Source organism: Ramlibacter sp. (assembly GCF_013697775.1).
Taxonomy (GTDB): Bacteria; Pseudomonadota; Gammaproteobacteria; order Burkholderiales; family Burkholderiaceae_C; genus Ramlibacter.
Genome location: NZ_JACCWG010000216.1, coordinates 1 through 17,128 on the forward strand (window position 1 = coordinate 1; position 17,128 = coordinate 17,128).

At 68.3% G+C, this 17,128-nt stretch carries 21 protein-coding genes; 16 read left to right on the top strand and 5 right to left on the bottom strand.

Annotated features, from left to right (window positions below; genetic code table 11):
• The 8 genes from H0U68_RS10790 to H0U68_RS10825 form a co-directional block, all read left to right on the top strand.
• Positions 1-628: biotin synthase (locus H0U68_RS10790; protein ID WP_296355416.1), on the top strand; the 628-nt coding region annotated here is incomplete at its 5' end.
• A 100-nt stretch (positions 629-728) separates the two neighbouring features.
• Positions 729-1,205: a DUF2244 domain-containing protein gene (locus H0U68_RS10795; RefSeq protein WP_296355448.1), complete on the top strand. Its 477-nt coding sequence runs from the start codon at positions 729-731 to the stop codon at positions 1,203-1,205.
• A gap of 66 nt (positions 1,206-1,271) precedes the next feature.
• Positions 1,272-2,429, top strand: a complete 1,158-nt coding sequence (gene coxB, locus H0U68_RS10800; protein WP_296355418.1) for a cytochrome c oxidase subunit II — start codon at positions 1,272-1,274, stop codon at positions 2,427-2,429.
• Between the two features lie 29 nt (positions 2,430-2,458).
• Positions 2,459-4,153 carry a cytochrome c oxidase subunit I gene (gene ctaD, locus H0U68_RS10805; RefSeq protein ID WP_296355420.1) on the top strand — a complete coding sequence of 565 codons (1,695 nt, stop codon included), beginning with the start codon at positions 2,459-2,461 and terminating at the stop codon, positions 4,151-4,153.
• A gap of 23 nt (positions 4,154-4,176) precedes the next feature.
• Entirely contained in the window at positions 4,177-4,290 is a 114-nt protein-coding gene (locus H0U68_RS10810; protein WP_296355422.1) for a cytochrome oxidase small assembly protein, read from the top strand.
• 4 nt (positions 4,291-4,294) lie between these two features.
• Positions 4,295-4,897 carry a cytochrome c oxidase assembly protein gene (locus H0U68_RS10815; RefSeq protein ID WP_296355426.1) on the top strand — a complete coding sequence of 201 codons (603 nt, stop codon included), beginning with the start codon at positions 4,295-4,297 and terminating at the stop codon, positions 4,895-4,897.
• A 14-nt stretch (positions 4,898-4,911) separates the two neighbouring features.
• Positions 4,912-5,118 (top strand): DUF2970 domain-containing protein, encoded by a 207-nt coding sequence (locus H0U68_RS10820; RefSeq protein WP_296355449.1) that lies wholly within the window; start codon positions 4,912-4,914, stop codon positions 5,116-5,118.
• 32 nt (positions 5,119-5,150) lie between these two features.
• Positions 5,151-6,032: a cytochrome c oxidase subunit 3 gene (locus H0U68_RS10825; protein WP_296355428.1), complete on the top strand. Its 882-nt coding sequence runs from the start codon at positions 5,151-5,153 to the stop codon at positions 6,030-6,032.
• 54 nt (positions 6,033-6,086) lie between these two features.
• Here the strand turns inward: H0U68_RS10825 and H0U68_RS10830 are convergent, their stop codons facing one another.
• The gene (locus H0U68_RS10830; protein ID WP_296355429.1) at positions 6,087-6,308 is read right to left on the bottom strand and encodes a twin transmembrane helix small protein; all 222 of its coding nucleotides are present in this window, start codon (positions 6,306-6,308) and stop codon (positions 6,087-6,089) included.
• Between the two features lie 33 nt (positions 6,309-6,341).
• On the opposite strand from H0U68_RS10830, the gene H0U68_RS10835 reads away from it, so the two are divergent.
• Genes H0U68_RS10835 through H0U68_RS10855 form a run of 5 tightly spaced genes read left to right on the top strand, consistent with a single transcriptional unit; the run spans position 6,342 to position 10,393 of the window.
• On the top strand, positions 6,342-7,061 hold the full coding sequence (locus tag H0U68_RS10835) for an SURF1 family protein (protein WP_296355430.1): 720 nt from the start codon (positions 6,342-6,344) through the stop codon (positions 7,059-7,061).
• Complete coding sequence (locus tag H0U68_RS10840) at positions 7,015-7,725, top strand: hypothetical protein (protein ID WP_296355432.1); 711 nt, start codon at positions 7,015-7,017, stop codon at positions 7,723-7,725. The genes H0U68_RS10835 and H0U68_RS10840 overlap by 47 nt, the downstream gene beginning before the upstream one ends.
• 4 nt (positions 7,726-7,729) lie before the next feature.
• On the top strand, positions 7,730-8,911 hold the full coding sequence (locus H0U68_RS10845; protein WP_296355434.1) for a COX15/CtaA family protein: 1,182 nt from the start codon (positions 7,730-7,732) through the stop codon (positions 8,909-8,911).
• Positions 8,908-9,777 (top strand): heme o synthase, encoded by an 870-nt coding sequence (gene cyoE, locus H0U68_RS10850; RefSeq protein ID WP_296355436.1) that lies wholly within the window; start codon positions 8,908-8,910, stop codon positions 9,775-9,777. Before H0U68_RS10845 ends, cyoE begins: the two co-directional genes overlap by 4 nt.
• Before the next feature lie 13 nt (positions 9,778-9,790).
• A complete protein-coding gene (locus H0U68_RS10855) occupies positions 9,791-10,393 on the top strand; it encodes an SCO family protein (RefSeq protein WP_296355438.1) in 603 nt (200 codons plus the stop codon).
• A 51-nt stretch (positions 10,394-10,444) separates the two neighbouring features.
• On the opposite strand, the gene H0U68_RS10860 is transcribed toward H0U68_RS10855, so the two are convergent.
• Together H0U68_RS10860 and rpoH are read right to left on the bottom strand one after the other, a co-directional pair.
• Positions 10,445-11,470: a tripartite tricarboxylate transporter substrate-binding protein gene (locus tag H0U68_RS10860; protein ID WP_296355440.1), complete on the bottom strand. Its 1,026-nt coding sequence runs from the start codon at positions 11,468-11,470 to the stop codon at positions 10,445-10,447.
• A 107-nt stretch (positions 11,471-11,577) separates the two neighbouring features.
• Complete coding sequence (gene rpoH, locus H0U68_RS10865) at positions 11,578-12,513, bottom strand: RNA polymerase sigma factor RpoH (RefSeq protein ID WP_296355442.1); 936 nt, start codon at positions 12,511-12,513, stop codon at positions 11,578-11,580.
• A gap of 208 nt (positions 12,514-12,721) precedes the next feature.
• On the opposite strand from rpoH, the gene H0U68_RS10870 reads away from it, so the two are divergent.
• On the top strand, positions 12,722-13,183 hold the full coding sequence (locus H0U68_RS10870) for a hypothetical protein (RefSeq protein WP_296355443.1): 462 nt from the start codon (positions 12,722-12,724) through the stop codon (positions 13,181-13,183).
• Positions 13,184-13,201: 18 nt separating this feature from the next.
• Here the strand turns inward: H0U68_RS10870 and H0U68_RS10875 are convergent, their stop codons facing one another.
• A complete protein-coding gene (locus H0U68_RS10875; protein WP_296355445.1) occupies positions 13,202-13,675 on the bottom strand; it encodes an Mpo1-like protein in 474 nt (157 codons plus the stop codon).
• Positions 13,676-13,766: 91 nt separating this feature from the next.
• Entirely contained in the window at positions 13,767-14,933 is a 1,167-nt protein-coding gene (ftsY, locus tag H0U68_RS10880) for a signal recognition particle-docking protein FtsY (protein WP_296355446.1), read from the bottom strand.
• Positions 14,934-15,082: 149 nt separating this feature from the next.
• Here ftsY and H0U68_RS10885 point away from each other — a divergent pair, with 149 nt between their 5' ends.
• Together H0U68_RS10885 and H0U68_RS10890 are read left to right on the top strand one after the other, a co-directional pair.
• Positions 15,083-16,372 (top strand): pitrilysin family protein, encoded by a 1,290-nt coding sequence (locus tag H0U68_RS10885; protein WP_296355450.1) that lies wholly within the window; start codon positions 15,083-15,085, stop codon positions 16,370-16,372.
• Positions 16,373-16,419: 47 nt separating this feature from the next.
• Positions 16,420-17,128: insulinase family protein (locus tag H0U68_RS10890; RefSeq protein ID WP_296355452.1), on the top strand; the 709-nt coding region annotated here is incomplete at its 3' end.

Sequence of the window (17,128 nt, forward strand, 5' to 3'; positions counted from 1 at the left end):
GGCGTTCGCGCGGCCCTGGTGGCAGCGCATCGGCCGCGCCGCGCAGGAAGCCGTGCCGGCGGTGCCCGACGGTGCCGCGCAGATGCTGTGGGCCAACATGGCGCTGCACATGGCGGCCGACCCGCAGGCGCTCATCGGCCAATGGCACCGCGCCCTGGCCACCGACGGCTTCCTGATGTTCTCCTGCCTGGGGCCGGACACGCTGCGCGAGCTGCGCGCCGTGTATGCCGCGCTCGGCTGGCCGCCGCCCGCGCACGAGTTCACCGACATGCACGATTGGGGCGACATGCTGGTGGAAAGCGGCTTCGCCGAGCCGGTGATGGACATGGAGCGCATCACGCTCACCTTCGAGACGCCGGCGCGCCTGCTGGCCGAGCTGCGCGAGCTCGGCGCCAACCTGCACGCCGGCCGCTTCGCGGCGCTGCGCGGGCGCCGCTGGCGCACGGCACTGGAGAGCGCCCTGGACACGCAGCTGCGCGGCGCCGACGGCCGGCTGGCGCTCACGTTCGAGGTCATCTACGGCCACGCGCTCAAGCCGGCGCCGCGGCTTCGCGTGGCCGAACAAAGCGCCATGTCGCTCGCCGACATGCGGGCCATGCTGCAGAGCGACAAACGCGCCCGGGATTGAGCTGGTTTGCGCAGCTTTGCCCCTGGCAGGAGCCCGGCGCGCATGAAAGTGGCGGGTGCGCGCCGCGCTACAATGCACGGTTGATTTGCAAGCGTCGCCCGTGCCGCACATCGTCTTTCGTTTCGCCACCGTCCAAGGCCAGGCCATCCACTGGTTCCTGAAGCGCAACTGCTCGGTGACGCCGGCCCAGCTGGGCTGGCTGTATGCCTCGCTGTGCGCCGTGACGCTCGCGATCGGCGGATTTTTCTGGTTCCACGGGGCGGTGCTGGTGCTCCCCTTCGCCTGGCTCGAGCTGGTGGCCGTGGGGCTGGCGTTCCTGGCCTATGCCCGGCACGCCGCCGACGGCGAGCACATCCTGCTGCAGGATGGCCGCCTGGTGGTCGAGCTGGAGAACGGGGGCCAACTGGAGCGGGCGGAATTCCATCGCGACTGGGTCAGGGTGGAGCCGCGTGCCGGCAGCCGGTCGCTGATCGAGCTGTCGGGCCAGGGGCGGCGGGTGAACGTGGGGCGCTACCTGCGCCCGGAGCTGCGGCCCGCGCTGGCGCAGGAAATTCGACGGGCCTTGCGCGAGGCGTGAGGCACGGCACGGGCCGCGTTGGCGGCGGACGGTTTTGAATTGAGAAGCTTGTTGAGGCTAGCAACGATGAAGAGCATTTCCACCCAAGCCGCGGCGCTCGCGCTGGCCGGGGCTTTCGCCGGCGCCGCCCATGCGGTGAACGACCTGCCGGGCGGCCCGGCGGTCCGCCAGCTCAACCTGCACGCCGCCGCCACGCGCATCGCGGTGGAACAGGCGTGGCTGCACTGGTTCATGCTGATCACCTGCATCGTGATCTTCGTGCTGGTCTTCTCGGTCATGTTCTATTCCATCTGGAAGCACCGCAAGTCGGTGGGACACAAGCCGGCCAACTTCCACGAGTCGGTCACCGTGGAAGTGATCTGGACCATCATCCCGTTCCTCATCGTCATCGGCATGGCGCTGCCGGCCACCAAGGTGCTGGTGGCGTCCAAGGACACCAGCAACGCCGACGTGACCATCAAGGCCACCGGCTACCAGTGGAAGTGGGGCTACGACTACCTGAACGGCGATGCCCAGGGCGTGAGCTTCCTGTCCACGCTGGACAGCACGCACCGCGAAATCTCCAACGCCGGCGCCAAGGGCGACGTGCCGGACAACTACCTGCTGAAGGTGGACAACCCGCTGGTGGTGCCGGTGAACAAGAAGGTGCGCATCATCACCACCGCCAACGACGTGATCCACGCCTGGGGCATTCCGGCCTTCGGCGTCAAGCAGGACGCCATTCCCGGCTTCGTGCGCGACACCTGGTTCCGCAGCGAAAAAACGGGCGACTTCTACGGCCAGTGCTACGAGCTGTGCGGCAAGGAACACGCCTACATGCCGATCCACGTGAAGGTGGTTTCGGCCGACGAGTACGTGGCCTGGGCCGACGTCGAGAAGAAGAAGATGGCCGCCAAGCTGGACGACCCGAACAAGGTCTGGACGCTGGCCGACATCGGCGCGCGCGGCGAAAAGATCTATGCCTCCAACTGTGCCGCCTGCCACCAGCCCAACGGCAAGGGTGCCGGCCCCATCAAGGCGCTGGACGGCTCGCCGGTGGTGCAGGATGCGGACAAGAGCAAGCAGATCCAGGTCCTGCTGAATGGCCGCGGCGCCATGCCGTCGTGGAAGCAGCTGAGCGACACCGACATCGCCGCCGTGATCAGCTACACCAAGAACAACTGGTCCAACAAGACCGGACAGCTGGTGCAGCCGTCTGAAGTGCTGGCCCAGCGCGGCAAGTGACCCGCGCAGACGAATCGAAGAGGTAATCCATGAGCGCAGTTCTCGATCCCCACGGCCACGGAGCCGCAGGCGACCATCACGGTTCCGGCGATCACGCCCACGATGACCATCACCACCACGCCCCCACGGGCTGGCAGCGCTGGGTCTACGCGACCAACCACAAGGACATCGGCACGCTGTACCTGCTGTTCGCGTTCTCCATGCTGATGGTCGGCGGCGTGCTCGCGCTGCTGATCCGGGCCGAACTGTTCCAGCCCGGCCTGCAGCTGGTGAACCCGGAGCTGTTCAACCAGTTCACCACCATGCACGGGCTGATCATGGTGTTCGGCGCGATCATGCCGGCCTTCGTCGGCTTCGCGAACTGGATGATCCCGCTGCAGATCGGCGCGCCCGACATGGCGTTCGCCCGCATGAACAACTTCAGCTTCTGGCTGATGGTGCCGGCCGGCATCATGCTGCTGGGCTCGTTCTTCATGCCCGGCGGCGCGCCCGCCGCCGGCTGGACGCTGTATGCACCGCTCACGCTGCAGATGGGCCCGTCGATGGATGCCGGCATCTTCGCGATGCACATTCTGGGCGCCTCGTCGATCATGGGCTCGATCAACATCATCGTCACCATCCTCAACATGCGCGCGCCCGGCATGACGCTGATGAAGATGCCGATGTTCTGCTGGACCTGGCTGATCACCGCCTACCTGCTGATCGCTGTCATGCCCGTGCTGGCCGGCGCGATCACCATGACGCTGACCGACCGCCACTTCGGCACCACCTTCTTCAACCCCGCCGGCGGCGGCGACCCGGTGATGTACCAGCACATCTTCTGGTTCTTCGGCCACCCCGAGGTCTACATCATGATCCTGCCGGCCTTCGGCATCGTCAGCCAGGTCGTGCCCGCCTTCGCGCGCAAGCGCCTGTTCGGCTACGCCTCCATGGTGTACGCCACCAGCTCGATCGCGATCCTGTCGTTCATCGTGTGGGCGCACCACATGTTCACCACCGGCATGCCGGTGACCGGCCAGCTGTTCTTCATGTACGCGACCATGCTGATCGCGGTGCCCACGGCCGTGAAGATCTTCAACTGGATCGCCACCATGTGGCAGGGTTCGATGACCTTCGAGACGCCGATGCTGTTCGCGGTCGGCTTCATCTTCGTGTTCACGCTCGGCGGGTTCACCGGCCTGATCCTGGCCCTGGCGCCGATCGACCTGCTGCTGCAGGACACCTACTACGTGGTTGCGCACTTCCACTACGTGCTGGTGGCCGGCTCGCTGTTCGCCATGTTCTCCGGCGCCTACTACTGGATGCCCAAGTGGACCGGCGTGATGTACAACGAGTCGCGCGGCAAGCTGCACTTCTGGTGGTCCATCATCTCGTTCAACGTCACCTTCTTCCCGATGCACTTCCTGGGGCTGGCCGGCATGCCGCGCCGCTACGCCGACTACCCGATGCAGTTCGCCGACTTCAACGCCGTGGCCTCGGTCGGCGCGTTCTTCTTCGGCTTCGCCCAGGTGTACTTCTTCTTCTTCGTCGTGCTGCCCTGCATGCGCGGCAAGGGCGCCACCGCGCCGCAGCGTCCCTGGAACGATGCCGACGGCAAGGGTGCCGAGGGCCTGGAATGGGAAGTGCCGTCGCCGGCGCCCTTCCACACCTTCGAGACGCCCCCGCGCCTGGACCCCACCGCCACCCGCGTGCTGGACGCGCGCGTGCAGCCCGAGAACCACTGAGCACGACTGAAGAGCACACGGCCATGACGCCCGAACAGCGGAAGAAAAGCAACCTGCGGCTGGCGCTGATCCTGGCGTCGGTCGCGGTGGTGTTCTTCGTCGGCTTCTTCGCCAAGATGGTCCTGCTGGGACGCTGACGCCATGGGCCGCGCGCGCGAGAACCTCAAGATGACAGGCAAGCTGGCCGTGGTGGCGGCCGGCATGTTCGTCTTCGGCTACGCGCTGATCCCGATCTACAAGCACATCTGCGAGATGACCGGCATCAACATCCTGGCCATCGGCGAACGCGAAGTGCCCGGCAGCTCGCGCGCGGCGGCCAACAGCCAGGTGGACCTGAGCCGCACCATCACCGTGGAGTTCGACGCCAACGCGCACGGCCCCTGGGAATTCAAGCCGGCGGTGGCGTCGGTGAAGGTGCATCCGGGCGAGCTCGCCACCGTGATGTACGAGTTCCAGAACGTGCAGAACCGCACCATGGCCGCCCAGGCCATTCCCAGCTATGCGCCGCGCAATGCCGCCGCGCATTTCAACAAGCTGGAGTGCTTCTGCTTCAACCAGTACACGCTGGCCGCGGGCGAGAAGAAGCAGTGGCCGGTGGCCTTCGTGATCGATCCCAGGCTGCCCAGGGACGTGACCACCATCACGCTGTCCTACACCTTCTTCGAGGTGGGCGGCAAGATGCCGGCACCGCCCTCGGCCGCCGCGCCGGTGCTCGCGCCGGCGCAGCAGGAGACGCGCTCGTGAGCGCGCGGCTGCACATGGCCGCGTCGCAGCAGCCGGACAAGCCTTCGCTGGCGCACACGGTCAAGGCCGTGGCGTGGTCCTTCATCGGCATCCGCAAGAACAGCGCCTCCCATGAAGACCTGGGCAAGCTCAATCCTTTCCACATCATCGCGGTGGCCCTGGTGGGCGTCGCGCTGTTCGTGGGCGGGCTGATCGCCCTGGTCCACTGGGTGGCCAAGTGATTCGACAGATTTAGAGGAAATCAGGAGTCAAGATGAGCTCAACCGCTCCCGGCACCACGCCGCATTACTACGTGCCGCAACCGTCGCGCCATCCGGCGTTCGCGGCCTTCGGCCTGCTGGGCGTCATCTTCGGCGCCGCCAACTGGATCAACGGCGCCGACTGGGCCAAGTACCTCCTGTTCGCCGGCCTGCTGTGGCTGTTCTGGGTGCTGTTCCAGTGGTTCGGCGACGCCATCGGCGAGAGCGAGACCGGGCAGTACAGCCGCAAGATCGACCTGTCGTTCCGCTGGAGCATGAGCTGGTTCATCTTCTCCGAAGTGATGTTCTTCGGCGCCTTCTTCACCGCCCTGTGGTGGATGCGCTCGCACTCGGTGCCCGCGCTCGGCGGCTCCGACAATGCGCTGCTGTGGCCCGAGTTCAAGGCTGTCTGGCCCAGCATCTCACCCGGCGCCACCGCCTCGCCTGGCGGAATCATCGAGCCCTTCCAGACGATGACGCCGTTCTGGCTGCCCACCATCAACACCGCGCTGCTGCTGACCTCGGGCGTAACGCTGACCATCGCGCACCACCTGCTGCGCGACGGCCACCGCGCCAAGACCATCGTGTGGATGTGGATCACCGTGCTGCTGGGCATCACCTTCGTGTGTGTGCAGGGCTATGAGTACTTCCACGCGTACCACGAGTTGAACCTCAAGCTCAGCTCGGGCGCCTATGGCTCCACCTTCTTCATGCTGACCGGATTCCACGGCTTCCACGTGCTGATCGGCATGCTGATGCTGCTGTTCATCACGCTGCGGCTGATGAAGGGCCACTTCACGCCGGACCGCCACTTCGGCTTCGAAGGCGCCGCCTGGTACTGGCACTTCGTGGACGTGGTGTGGCTGGGCCTCTACACCCTCGTGTACTGGCTCTGAAGGCCATGCACGCACAAAGGGCCGCGCAAGCGGCCCTTTCTCATTGCCCTTGGCTCACTGGCCGGCGCGGATGCCGGTCGGCTGGATCCAGCCCATCTTCCAGGCGATGAGGATGCACAGGAACAGCAGGATGGAAAAGCCGACGCGGAACGCCAGCGCGCGCGCCATGTTGCTGGTCTTGGGCTTGCCGTCCTGGCCGTCGCGCATCATGAAGTACAAGGCGGACCCCAGGCTTCCGATGATGGCCACGAAGGCCAGCAGCACAAGGTATTTCATGCCGGCAATTATGCGGGGCGCGGCATGGCCGCGATGAAGTGGCTGCTCGCCGCGGCCGCGGTTTCCGGCGCCGCGCTCACCGCCGGCCTGGGCGTCTGGCAATGGGGCCGCGCGCAGCAGAGGCTGGGCCTGCAGGCGGCGGTCGCGCAGCGCTCGGAGCTGCCGCCCGTGGACGCAGCGGCGCTGCTGGCGGCCCCGGACCCAGCGCAGTTGCTGCACCGGCGGATCGTGCTGCGTGGGCGCTGGAAGGCCGGCCACACGGTGTATCTCGACAACCGGCAGATGAACGGCCGGCCGGGCTTTTACGTGGTGACGCCGCTGCACCTCGCCGGCGACAACGCGAACGCGAATGCGCCGGCGATCCTGGTGCAGCGCGGCTGGGTGGCGCGCAACTTCCAGCAGCGCGACAAGCTGCCGCCGGTGGAAACACCGGCGGGCGAGGTGCAGCTGCGCGGGCTGTTGTCGTCATCACCAGCGCGGCTTTATGCGTTCGCCGGCGGGGAGGGCGGCCCGATCCGGCAAAATCTCGACTTGGCGCAGTTCCGCGCCGAAACGCGCCTGCCGCTGCTGGACCTGTCCGTGCAGCAGACCGGCGGCCCGTCCGAAGGGCTGCTGCGCGAATGGCCGCAGCCGGCCAGCGGTGCCGAGCGCAATCTCGGCTATGCCTTTCAATGGTGGGCTCTGAGCGCGCTGATCGCTGTCCTGTATGTCTGGTTCCAATTCATCGCCCCCCGCCGCAAACAGCGCGCTTGAGCAGCCGCTGGGCCTGACCGTGCACTCTCTGCCGGCGCCGCAGGAGGCCGCCATGGCCGACGAGCAGCGCACGCGCAGCGGCCGCCTGAAGATGCTGCTGGTGATGCTGGTGTGCGCGGCGCCGGTGCTCGCTTCGTACTTTACCTACTACGTGGTGCGGCCGGAATCGCGCCGCTCCTATGGCGAATTGATCGAGCCGCAGAAGCCGCTGCCCGCGGTCACCGCCACCGATCTCGATGGCAAGCCTGTGGCGCTGCCTTCGCTGCAGGGCCAGTGGCTGCTGGTCAGCGTGGCGGGCGGCGCCTGCGACGCCGCCTGCGAGAAGCACCTGTACCTGCAGCGGCAGCTACGCGAAGGCCTGGGCAAGGACCGCGACCGCGTGGACTGGGTCTGGCTGGTCCCGGACAACGTGCCGGTGCGCCCCGAACTTGCCGCGGCGGTGCAGCAGGCCACGGTGCTGCGCGTCGACCCGCAGGTGCTGGCGCAGTGGCTCGCACCCGCGCCCGGCCACGCGCTGTCCGACCACATCTACGTGGTCGATCCGCTCGGCCACTGGATGATGCGTTTTCCGCCGGGCGCCGACGCGGACGCCGCCGCGAAGCTGCGGCGCGACCTCGGGCGCCTGCTGCGCGCCTCCGCCGGCTGGGACAAGGCGGGGCGCTGACCACATGCAGCCGCAGACCCTCTACGACCTCTCGCCGGTGCTGCACATCATGCTGATGGGCGTGGTGCTGGCAACCGGCCCGCTGGCCTGGGTGTGGGTGCGCAACCCGCGCGCGCAGCCGGGCCGCCGGCTGGCGGCGCTGACCCTGCTCACGCTGTTCCTCACCTTCGACCTGGTGCTGTTCGGCGCCTTCACGCGGCTCACCGACTCCGGCCTCGGCTGCCCCGACTGGCCCGGCTGCTACGGCAACGCCAGCCCCGGCGGCGCGCATGCCGAAATCAGCGCCGCGGAGGCGCAAATGCCCACCGGCCCGGTGACGCACGGCAAGGCGTGGATCGAGATGATCCACCGCTACCTCGCCACCGGCGTCGGCGTGCTGATCCTCACGCTCACCGCGGCCGCCTGGCTGCAGCGCAGGCGCGATCCGCGACAGCCCGTCAGCCCCTGGTGGCCGACGGCGACGCTGGCGTGGGTCTGCCTGCAGGGCGCGTTCGGCGCGCTCACGGTGACCATGAAGCTGCAGCCCGCCATCGTTACCCTGCACCTGCTGGGCGGCATGGTGCTGCTCGCGCTGCTGTGCGCGCAGGCGGTGGCGCATGCGCGCACGCAGCAAGACGCCGGCGCGGCGCGGCCGCTGGCCGGGCGCGGGTTGCTGCTGGCCGCGTACGCGGCCCTGTGGGTGCAGATCGCGCTGGGCGCCTGGGTCAGCACCAACTACGCGGTGCTGGCCTGCCAGACTTTCCCCGCATGCCAGGGCAGCTGGTGGCCGGACATGGACTTCCGCCAGGGCTTCGAGTGGTGGCGCGCGCTGGGCAAGACCGGCGCGGGCGAGCACATCGGCTTCGCGGCGCTCACCGCCATCCACTACACGCACCGGCTTGCCGCCTACGTCGTGTTCGTGGTGCTCGGATGCGCGGCATGGCGCCTGCGCGGCGGGCCGCTGCACGCGCAGGCGCGCTGGCTCACGGCGCTGCTGCTGCTGCAGTTCGCCACCGGGCTGTCGAACGTGGTGCTGGGCTGGCCGCTGGTCGCGGCGGTGGCGCACACGGGCGGGGCGGCGGCGCTGGTGGGGGTGTTGACTTGGGCGGTTTGCGCGGCAGTCGCGGTGCGGGGGAGCCCTCACCCCAACCCTCTCCCAAAGGGAGAGGGAGCCAGAGAAGTAACGACGCGGGGGATGGCGGCATGACGCGCGTGCAGCAGTTCTATGCGCTCACCAAGCCGCGCGTGGTGCAGCTGATCGTCTTCTGCGCGCTGATCGGCATGGTGCTGGCGGTGCCGGGCGTGCCGGACTGGGCGCACGTGCGGCTGGCCGTCATTGCCTGCACCGGCATCTGGCTGGTCGCGGGTGCGGCGGCGGCGTTCAACTGCCTGATCGAAAAAGGCATCGACGCCAAGATGCGCCGCACCGCCTGGCGGCCCACCGCGCGCGGCGAGCTGAACGACGCGCAGACCTTGGGCTTTTCCGGCGTGCTGTGCGTGCTGGGCGGCGGGCTGCTGTACGTGGCGGTGAATCCGCTGACGATGTGGCTCACGCTCGGCACCTTCATCGGCTACGCGGTCATCTACACCGTGATCCTCAAGCCGCTCACGCCGCAGAACATCGTGATCGGCGGCGCATCGGGCGCCATGCCGCCTGTGCTGGGCTGGGCCGCGATGACGGGGCAGGTCGGCCCCGAGGCGCTGATCCTGTTCCTGATCATCTTCCTGTGGACGCCGCCGCACTTTTGGGCGCTGGCGCTGTACCGCGTGGAGGACTACCGCAAGTCGGGCCTGCCGATGCTGCCGGTGACGCACGGCAACGAATTCACGCGGCTGCAGATCCTGCTTTACACGCTGGTGCTGTTCGCCGCCTGCCTGATGCCCTTTGCATACGGCATGAGCTCCTGGCTGTACCTGGCCGCGGCGCTGGTGCTGAGCGCCGGCTTCACCTGGTACGGGCTGCGCCTGTGGCGCGAGTACTCCGACGCGCTCGCGCGCAAGACCTTCCGCTTTTCGCTCATCCACCTGAGCGTGCTGTTCGCGGCGCTGTTGGTGGACCACTACCTGTTCTGAAGAAGGGCCGCCCATGGATCGCCGAAGTCTTCTTTGCCGCGGGGCGCTCGCCTGCGCCGCATTCGCGCTGGCCGCCTGCACCGACAGCAAGCAGCAGTTCAAGTCCATCGACCTCACCGGCGCCGACTACGCCAAGGATTTTCAGCTGCCCGACGCCGATGGCCGCATGCGCGGCCTGAAGGACTTCCGCGGCAAGGTGGTGGTGGCCTTCTTCGGCTACACGCAATGCCCTGACGTGTGCCCCACCACCATGGCAGAACTGGCACAGGCGAAAAAGCTGATGGGGGCGGACGGCGAGCGCGTGCAGGGCGTCTTCATCACCATCGACCCCGAGCGCGACACGCCGCAGGTGCTCAAGGGCTACATGGCCAACTTCGACCCGAGCTTCGTCGCGCTGCGCGGCACGCCCGAGCAGACGGCGGCGCTGGCCAAGGACTTCAAGGTGTACTTCAAGAAGGTCGGCGGCAAGACACCGGACAGCTACACCATGGACCATTCGGCCGCCAGCTTCGCCTACGACCCGCAAGGCAAGCTGCGCCTGTACACGCGCTACGGCAGCGGCGCGCAGGCGCTGGCCGACGACCTCAAGCTGCTGCTGCAATCGGCCAGCGCCTGAGGCCGCCTCGCCGCTGGCGCGCAAGGCGCTTCGCCAGCAGCGAGCCCTCCGTTATTCGGCCTTGATATTGCGCATCTGGATCACGCCGCCCAGCAGCGCCGTGTCCGCCTTGATGCGCATCGCCAGGCCTTCGGCGGACGTGCCCGCCACCTGCCAGCCCTGCTGGAACAGCTTCTGGCGCACCTCGGGCGTGCGGGCGATCTCGCTGATCAGCGCCGACAGCTTGGCGACGATCGGCTTGGGCATGGAGATCGGTGCCGCAGCGGCGGTCCAGATCTCCAGCTGGAAGCCGCGCAGGCCGCCTTCGTCCAGGCTGGGGTATTCCGGCACCAGCGGGCTGCGGCTGGTGGAGGTGACGCCGATCGCCTTGAGCTTGCCGGCGCGGATCTGCTGCGCGGCCAGGCCGGGCGGCAGCAGCGCCAGTTGGATCTGGCCGCCGATCAGGGCGTTGATCACCTGCGGATTGCCCGGGTAGGGCACGTGCACCGGGTCCATGTTGGTCTTGGTCTTCAGCAGCTCCATGCCGATGTGGCCCACGGTGCCGACGCCGGGCGAGCCGTAGCTCCACTTGGTGCCGGCGTTGCGGCCGGCCAGGAAGAATTCCTGCACGGTGCTGCCCGGCGTGGTGGTGGCGGCCGTGAGCATCAGCGGCGCCGTGCCGATGAGGCTGATCGGCGCCAGCTCCTTGAGCGGGTCGAACGGGGTGGCCGGATTCAGCATCTTGGCAATCGTCATGTTGCCGTTGATCAGCACGCCGATGGTGTGGTTGTCGGTGGCCTTGACGACCGTGTCGGCAGCGATGTTGCCGCCGGCGCCCGGCTTGTTCTCCACGATCACCGGCTGGCCCAGCGCCTTGGACAGCGGCTCGGCGATGGTGCGCGCCACCAGGTCGGGCGTGGAGCCGCCGGGGAAGCCCACCAGGATGCGCACCGGCTTGGTCGGCCAGGCGAGGGGCGCGGCCGCGGGCGCCGCCTTCAGGGCCTTGGGTGTCGTTTGCGCCTGGGCGAGGGCGCCGCTGGCGAACGTGGCGGCGAGGGCCGACAGCAACAGGCTGCGACGGAACGTTTGCTTGGACATGCGGATGGTTTTCCTGGTTCTCTGGCTGAACAGCGCATGCTAGCGCGTGGCGCGGACGAAAAAAAGCCCGGGGGCGTCCCGGGCTCGTCGACTGTCTGCTTCGCGCGTCACGCGTAGGCAGCCAGCGCCTTCTTCATCTTCTTCATCGCGGCCGACTCGATCTGGCGGATGCGCTCGGCCGACACGCCGTATTCGGCGGCCAGTTCGTGCAGCGTCATGCCGCCGGAGCCGTCGTCGTTCACCTTCAGCCAGCGCTCTTCCACGATGCGGCGGCTGCGCGCGTCCAGTTGTTCCAGCGCGGCGCTGATGCCGTCGGTGGCCAGGGAGTCGCGCTCCTGGCTTTCCAGCATGGCGGTCGGCTCATGGCTCTGGTCGGCCAGGTAGGCGATCGGTCCGTAGGCTTCCTCGCCGTCGTCGCCAGGCGCCGGATCCAGCATCACGTCGCCGCCGGACATGCGCGTTTCCATCTCGATGACTTCCTCGCGCTTGACGTTCAGCTGGCGGGCCATCACGTCGATCTGCGCGTCGGTCAGCGTGTCGCGGTGGGTCTGCGCGTCCGCGTCGTCCTTGAAGCCCTGCTTCATCGAGCGCAGGTTGAAGAACAGCTTGCGCTGCGCCTTGGTCGTGGCGACCTTGACCATGCGCCAGTTCTTCAGGATGTACTCGTGGATCTCGGCGCGGATCCAGTGCAGCGCGTAGCTCACCAGGCGCACGTTCTGGTCGGGGTCGAAGCGCTTCACCGCCTTCATCAGGCCGATGTTGCCTTCCTGGATCAGGTCGCCGTGGGGCAGGCCATAGCCCAGGTATTTGCGCGACACCGACACCACCAGGCGCAGGTGCGACAGCACCAGCTTTCCGGCGGCTTCCAGGTCGTTGCTGTCCTTGAGTTTCCTGGCGAACTCCTTTTCTTCCTCCGGCGTCAGCATCGGCAGGCGGTTCACCGCGGAGATATACGCGTCCAGGTTGCCCAGCGACGGAACGACGGCCCAGGGATTGGCCACAGCCAATGCCGTCGTGCCGGAAGCTCCAATTTGAGGGGACATACCTTCGACTCCTTCTTTCATGACAATCATGTTAGCACTCCACGTCATCGAGTGCTAAGAGCGTGGCTCAATGCCACCGATAGCTTTTTCCCGACAAATATCCCCTGGCAGCAAGGGTGTACCCGGTGACTCCGCCCCTTCGGGCCGGCTACTATGGATACAACGTGTTACAGCCGCAGCCCCTGCGGCTTGCCAGGAGGAGAACGCAGTGCAAGCCATCCTCAACCGCCTGTTCGGAAAGCGAAGACCTTCGTCGTCCCCTGGGGATGTCTCTGGGCTGTCCTCCGAACTCAGTCATGGCGATATCGAAAATTACTATCTGCGCATCATCATGGACTGCCTGCGGCGCCTGATGGTTCCTGTGGACACGGTCTCGGTGGGGGTCAAACCTGTCGGCCGAGGCCCCACAGGCTTGCCAGCATTTGCCGGCTATCTGCGCATCGTGCGCTGGGACGCGGTCCTGGCGCCGGTGCTGCTGCAGAACCTTCCAGTCCTCGACGCGGGTGTGCGCAAGGTGGTGGATGCGTCGGTGATCCTGGAGCACACCCACTTCGACGGGCTTTGGGTGCAGGCGCACGGCACCATGCCGGGCGCGCCGACCGCGCTGGTCGGCATGCCGGCGCAGCTGGTGCGCCAGCCCAGCGCGGGCGAAGGGCGTGGCGCGGGCTGAGCCGCCGCCGAGCCCGGTTTACCAGCGGATGCCAAGCCTGAGGAACAGCCTGCTCAGCACGAACAGCGGCCCCACCCACAGGTACTGCAGGTCCTCGAAGAACGAAGGCTTCCTGCCCTCCATCTTGTGGCCGACGAACTGCGCGATCCAGGCGCCGACGAAGATCGCCGCCGACACCGGCAGCACCCGCTCGCCCATGGCGTAGACCAAGCCCAGGATGATGGCCGAGACCAGCGCCATGGCCAGCAGGAACGGCACCGACCCTAGCCGCACGTAATACACCATGCTGGCAGCGAGGAACAGGTGGGCCGCGACCGGATGCGCCGCGTAGATCAGCCCCACCAGGCTGAGCATGATCAGCGGAATGGCGACCATGTGGATGCCTTCGTTGCGCGGGTCGCGGTGGCTCTCGCCGTAGTGCGCGAGCAGTTGGTCTACGCGGCGAGTGGAGACAGCCGGGCCTGCGGGATGGGCGGTGTCTGCGGTGCGCATCGGCTTCTCCTGGGGCCAAATGCCCCGATGGCGCAAGGCTATGCCATGCAGGACGCGAAATCAACCGGCATCCTGAGCAGGGACGCCGAGGTCAGGACAGCAGCGCCTGCGCGAATTCGCGCGCGTTGAAGGTTTCCAGATCGGCCAGCTTCTCGCCCACGCCGATGAAGTACACCGGCACCGGCCCCATGCCCGGCTTCTTCTGCCCGCGCTCGGCGCCCCATTGCGCGATGGCGGCCAGCACGCCGCCCTTGGCCGTGCCGTCGAGCTTGGTCACGATCAGGCCGGTGAGCTGCAGCGCCTCGTCGAACGACTTCACCTGCGACAGCGCGTTCTGCCCGGTGTTGCCGTCGATCACCAGCAGCACCTCGTGCGGCGCGCTGGGGTCGGCCTTCTGGATCACGCGGCGGATCTTGCGCAGCTCTTCCATCAGGTGCAGCTGCGTCGGCAGCCGGCCGGCGGTGTCGACGATCACCACGTTCTTGCCACGCGCCCTGCCGGCGCTCACCGCGTCGAAGCTCACGGCGGCCGGGTCGCCGCCTTCCTGGCTGACGATCTCCACCCGGTTGCGGTCGGCCCAGATCGCGAGCTGCTCGCGAGCCGCGGCGCGGAAGGTGTCGGCCGCGGCCAGCAGCACGGTCTGGCCCTCGTCGGCCAGGTGCTTGGTCAGCTTGCCGATGGAGGTGGTCTTGCCCGCGCCGTTGACGCCGGCCACCATCATCACGGTGGGCTGGTGCTCGCCGATGACCAGCGTCTTCTCCAGCGGCTTGAGCAGCTGGGTGAGCGCCTCGGTCAGGATGTTCTTGGCCTGCACCGGCCGCGTGGCGCCCGAGGACTGCACCTTGCGCTTGACCTCGGCCAGCAGGTGCTCGGTAGCCTGCACGCCGGTGTCGGCCATCAGCAGCGCGGTTTCGAGTTCCTCGTAGAGCGCGTCGTCGATCTGCGCGCCGGTGAACACCTGCGAGATGTTGGCGCCGGTCTTGCGCAGGCCGACGCTCAGGCGGTCCAGCCAGCCCTTGCGCTCGAGTGCGACGGGCGGCGCGGCGGCCGGAATCTCCAGCGGCGCGACCAGCGCGCTGCCGATCAGGCCGCCCGATGCGGGAGCCGGCGCTGGAACGGGCACCGGTGCGGGAGCCGGAACAGGCGCCGACACCGGCGCCACGGGAGCCGCCGGCGCTGGCGGTTCGGGGCGCAATTCGACGGGCGCCGGAGCGGGCGGCGGGGCCGGCGGAGGTTTTTTTCGGAAGAAGCTGAACATCGAACCGGTTTCTACAATCACACGATTCTATGAAACCACTCCTGCCGTGCTTGCGCGGCCTCCTGTTGTTCTGGTTGTGGGCGTGCTTCGCGCCTGCCTTGTTCGCGCAGACCCGCGCTTCTTTCGAGCAGTTCACCCTGTCCAACGGCATGACGGTGATCGTCAAGCCGGACCGGCGGGCGCCCACGGCGGTGCACATGCTGTGGGTGCGGGTGGGCTCCATGGACGAGGTGGACGGCACCAGCGGCGTGGCCCACGCGCTGGAGCACATGATGTTCAAGGGCACGCCGTCGCTCAAGCCCGGCGAGTTCTCGCGCCGCGTCGCCGCGCTGGGCGGCACCGAGAACGCCTTCACCACGCGCGACGCCACCGGCTTCTACCAGCAGATCCCGGCGGGCAAGCTGGAGGACGTGATGAAGCTGGAATCGGACCGCTTCGCCCACAACCAGTGGCCCGACGACGAATTCAAGCGCGAGCTGGAAGTGGTCAAGCAGGAGCGCCGCCAGCGCACCGACGACGTGCCGCGCGCGCGCATGGGCGAGGTGCTCAACGCCGCCATCTACCAGGCTTCGCCCTACCGGCGGCCGGTGGTCGGCTGGCAAAGCGACCTGGACGCCATGACGCCGCAGGACGCGCGCGCGTTCTACCGGCGCTGGTACGTGCCGGCGAACGCCGCCGTGGTGGTGGTCGGCGACGTCGAGCCGGCCGAGGTGCGCCGGCTCGCGCAGAAATACTACGGCGCGGTTCCCGCGCAGCCGGTGCCTGCGCGCAAGCCGCGCGAGGAGCCGGCGCAGCTCGGCGTGCGGCGGGTGGAGTACAAGGCGCCGGCCGAGCAGGCCTACGTGGCGCTGGCCTACAAGGTGCCGCAGCTCGCGAGCCTGGAGCCCGGGCCGGTGAACGACGATGCGCTGGCGCTGACCGTGCTGGCGGCCGTGCTGGACGGCTACAGCGGCGCCCGGCTGGACCGCGCGCTGACGCAGGGGCCGGACCGGGTCGCCGATGGCGTCGGCGCCGGCAACGGCCTGTGGGGCCGGGGGCCGCAGCTGTTCACGCTCGACGGCGTTCCGGCGCCGGGCAAGACGCCCCAGCAGGTGGAGGCCGCCCTGCGCGCCGAAGTGGCCAGGGTGGCGCGCGAGGGCGTGTCCGAGGCCGAACTCAACCGGGTGAAGACCCAGTGGGTCGCCGGTGAAATCTACAAGCTGGACTCGCTCATGAACCAGGCGCGCGAGCTGGCCGGTGCCTGGCTGCTGGGCATGCCGCTGGACGCCGGTCCGCAGCTGATCCAGCGGCTGCGCGCCGTCACGGCCGAACAGGTCAAGTCGGTCGCCGGGCGCTACTTCGGCGACGACGCGCTGACGGTGGGCGTGCTGGTGCCGCAGCCGGTCGATCCCGCGCGCAAGCCGCGTCCCGCCCCTGTCTCCAACGAGCCGCTGCGATGAACTCCTTGACGACCCTGTTCCGCGCGGCCCTGCTGCCGCGCCTGCTGATGTGCTGCATGGCCGCCGCGGCTGGCGCGGCGCAGGCCGCGCTGCCGATCCAGCACTGGACCCAGCCCGGCGGCGCCGGTGTCTGGCTGATCGAAACCCACGGCCTGCCCATGGTGGACGTGCAGATCGACTTCGACGCCGGCACCCGGCGCGACCCGGCCGCGAAGCCCGGCTTGGCCAGCATCACCGCGCTCATGAGCGAAAAGGGCCTGTCCGCGCGCGACGGCCAACCGGCGCTGGACGAAAACCAGCTGAGCGAAGCCTGGGCCGACCTGGGTGCCAGCCTGGACGCCGGGGCCGGCGCCGACCGCATGAGCTTCAGCCTGCGTTCGCTCACCGATCCGGCGCTACTGCCAAGTGCGGTGCAACTGGCCGCGCGGCAGCTCGGCGAGCCGGCGTTCCCGGAAGCCGTGTGGCTGCGCGAACGCGCCCGCCTGTCCGCCTCCATCCGCGAATCGAACACACGGCCGGCCACGGTGGCCGGCCGCGCCTTCAGCCAGGCGGTCTACGGCAGCCATCCCTACGGCTACGAAACCACCGAGGAGTCGCTGGGGCGGATGTCCGTGGCCGACATGCGCGACATCTACGCGCACGCCATCCGGCCGTGCCGGGCGAAGATCAGCATCGTGGGCGACCGCACCCGCGAGCAGGCCGACGCGCTGGCCGCGGCGCTGCTGGCGCGGCTGCCGCAGGCGGGCGGCTGCGAGG

Coding starts and splice junctions, on each gene's coding strand:
- coxB (WP_296355418.1), top strand. CDS start 1,272: ATGAAGAGCATTTCCACCCAAGCCGCGGCGCTCGCGCTGGCCGGGGCT.
- ctaD (WP_296355420.1), top strand. CDS start 2,459: ATGAGCGCAGTTCTCGATCCCCACGGCCACGGAGCCGCAGGCGACCAT.
- H0U68_RS10810 (WP_296355422.1), top strand. CDS start 4,177: ATGACGCCCGAACAGCGGAAGAAAAGCAACCTGCGGCTGGCGCTGATC.
- H0U68_RS10815 (WP_296355426.1), top strand. CDS start 4,295: ATGGGCCGCGCGCGCGAGAACCTCAAGATGACAGGCAAGCTGGCCGTG.
- H0U68_RS10820 (WP_296355449.1), top strand. CDS start 4,912: ATGGCCGCGTCGCAGCAGCCGGACAAGCCTTCGCTGGCGCACACGGTC.
- H0U68_RS10825 (WP_296355428.1), top strand. CDS start 5,151: ATGAGCTCAACCGCTCCCGGCACCACGCCGCATTACTACGTGCCGCAA.
- H0U68_RS10830 (WP_296355429.1), bottom strand. CDS start 6,308: ATGAAATACCTTGTGCTGCTGGCCTTCGTGGCCATCATCGGAAGCCTG.
- H0U68_RS10835 (WP_296355430.1), top strand. CDS start 6,342: ATGAAGTGGCTGCTCGCCGCGGCCGCGGTTTCCGGCGCCGCGCTCACC.
- H0U68_RS10840 (WP_296355432.1), top strand. CDS start 7,015: ATGTCTGGTTCCAATTCATCGCCCCCCGCCGCAAACAGCGCGCTTGAG.
- H0U68_RS10845 (WP_296355434.1), top strand. CDS start 7,730: ATGCAGCCGCAGACCCTCTACGACCTCTCGCCGGTGCTGCACATCATG.
- cyoE (WP_296355436.1), top strand. CDS start 8,908: ATGACGCGCGTGCAGCAGTTCTATGCGCTCACCAAGCCGCGCGTGGTG.
- H0U68_RS10855 (WP_296355438.1), top strand. CDS start 9,791: ATGGATCGCCGAAGTCTTCTTTGCCGCGGGGCGCTCGCCTGCGCCGCA.
- H0U68_RS10860 (WP_296355440.1), bottom strand. CDS start 11,470: ATGTCCAAGCAAACGTTCCGTCGCAGCCTGTTGCTGTCGGCCCTCGCC.
- rpoH (WP_296355442.1), bottom strand. CDS start 12,513: ATGTCCCCTCAAATTGGAGCTTCCGGCACGACGGCATTGGCTGTGGCC.
- H0U68_RS10875 (WP_296355445.1), bottom strand. CDS start 13,675: ATGCGCACCGCAGACACCGCCCATCCCGCAGGCCCGGCTGTCTCCACT.
- ftsY (WP_296355446.1), bottom strand. CDS start 14,933: ATGTTCAGCTTCTTCCGAAAAAAACCTCCGCCGGCCCCGCCGCCCGCT.
- H0U68_RS10885 (WP_296355450.1), top strand. CDS start 15,083: ATGACGGTGATCGTCAAGCCGGACCGGCGGGCGCCCACGGCGGTGCAC.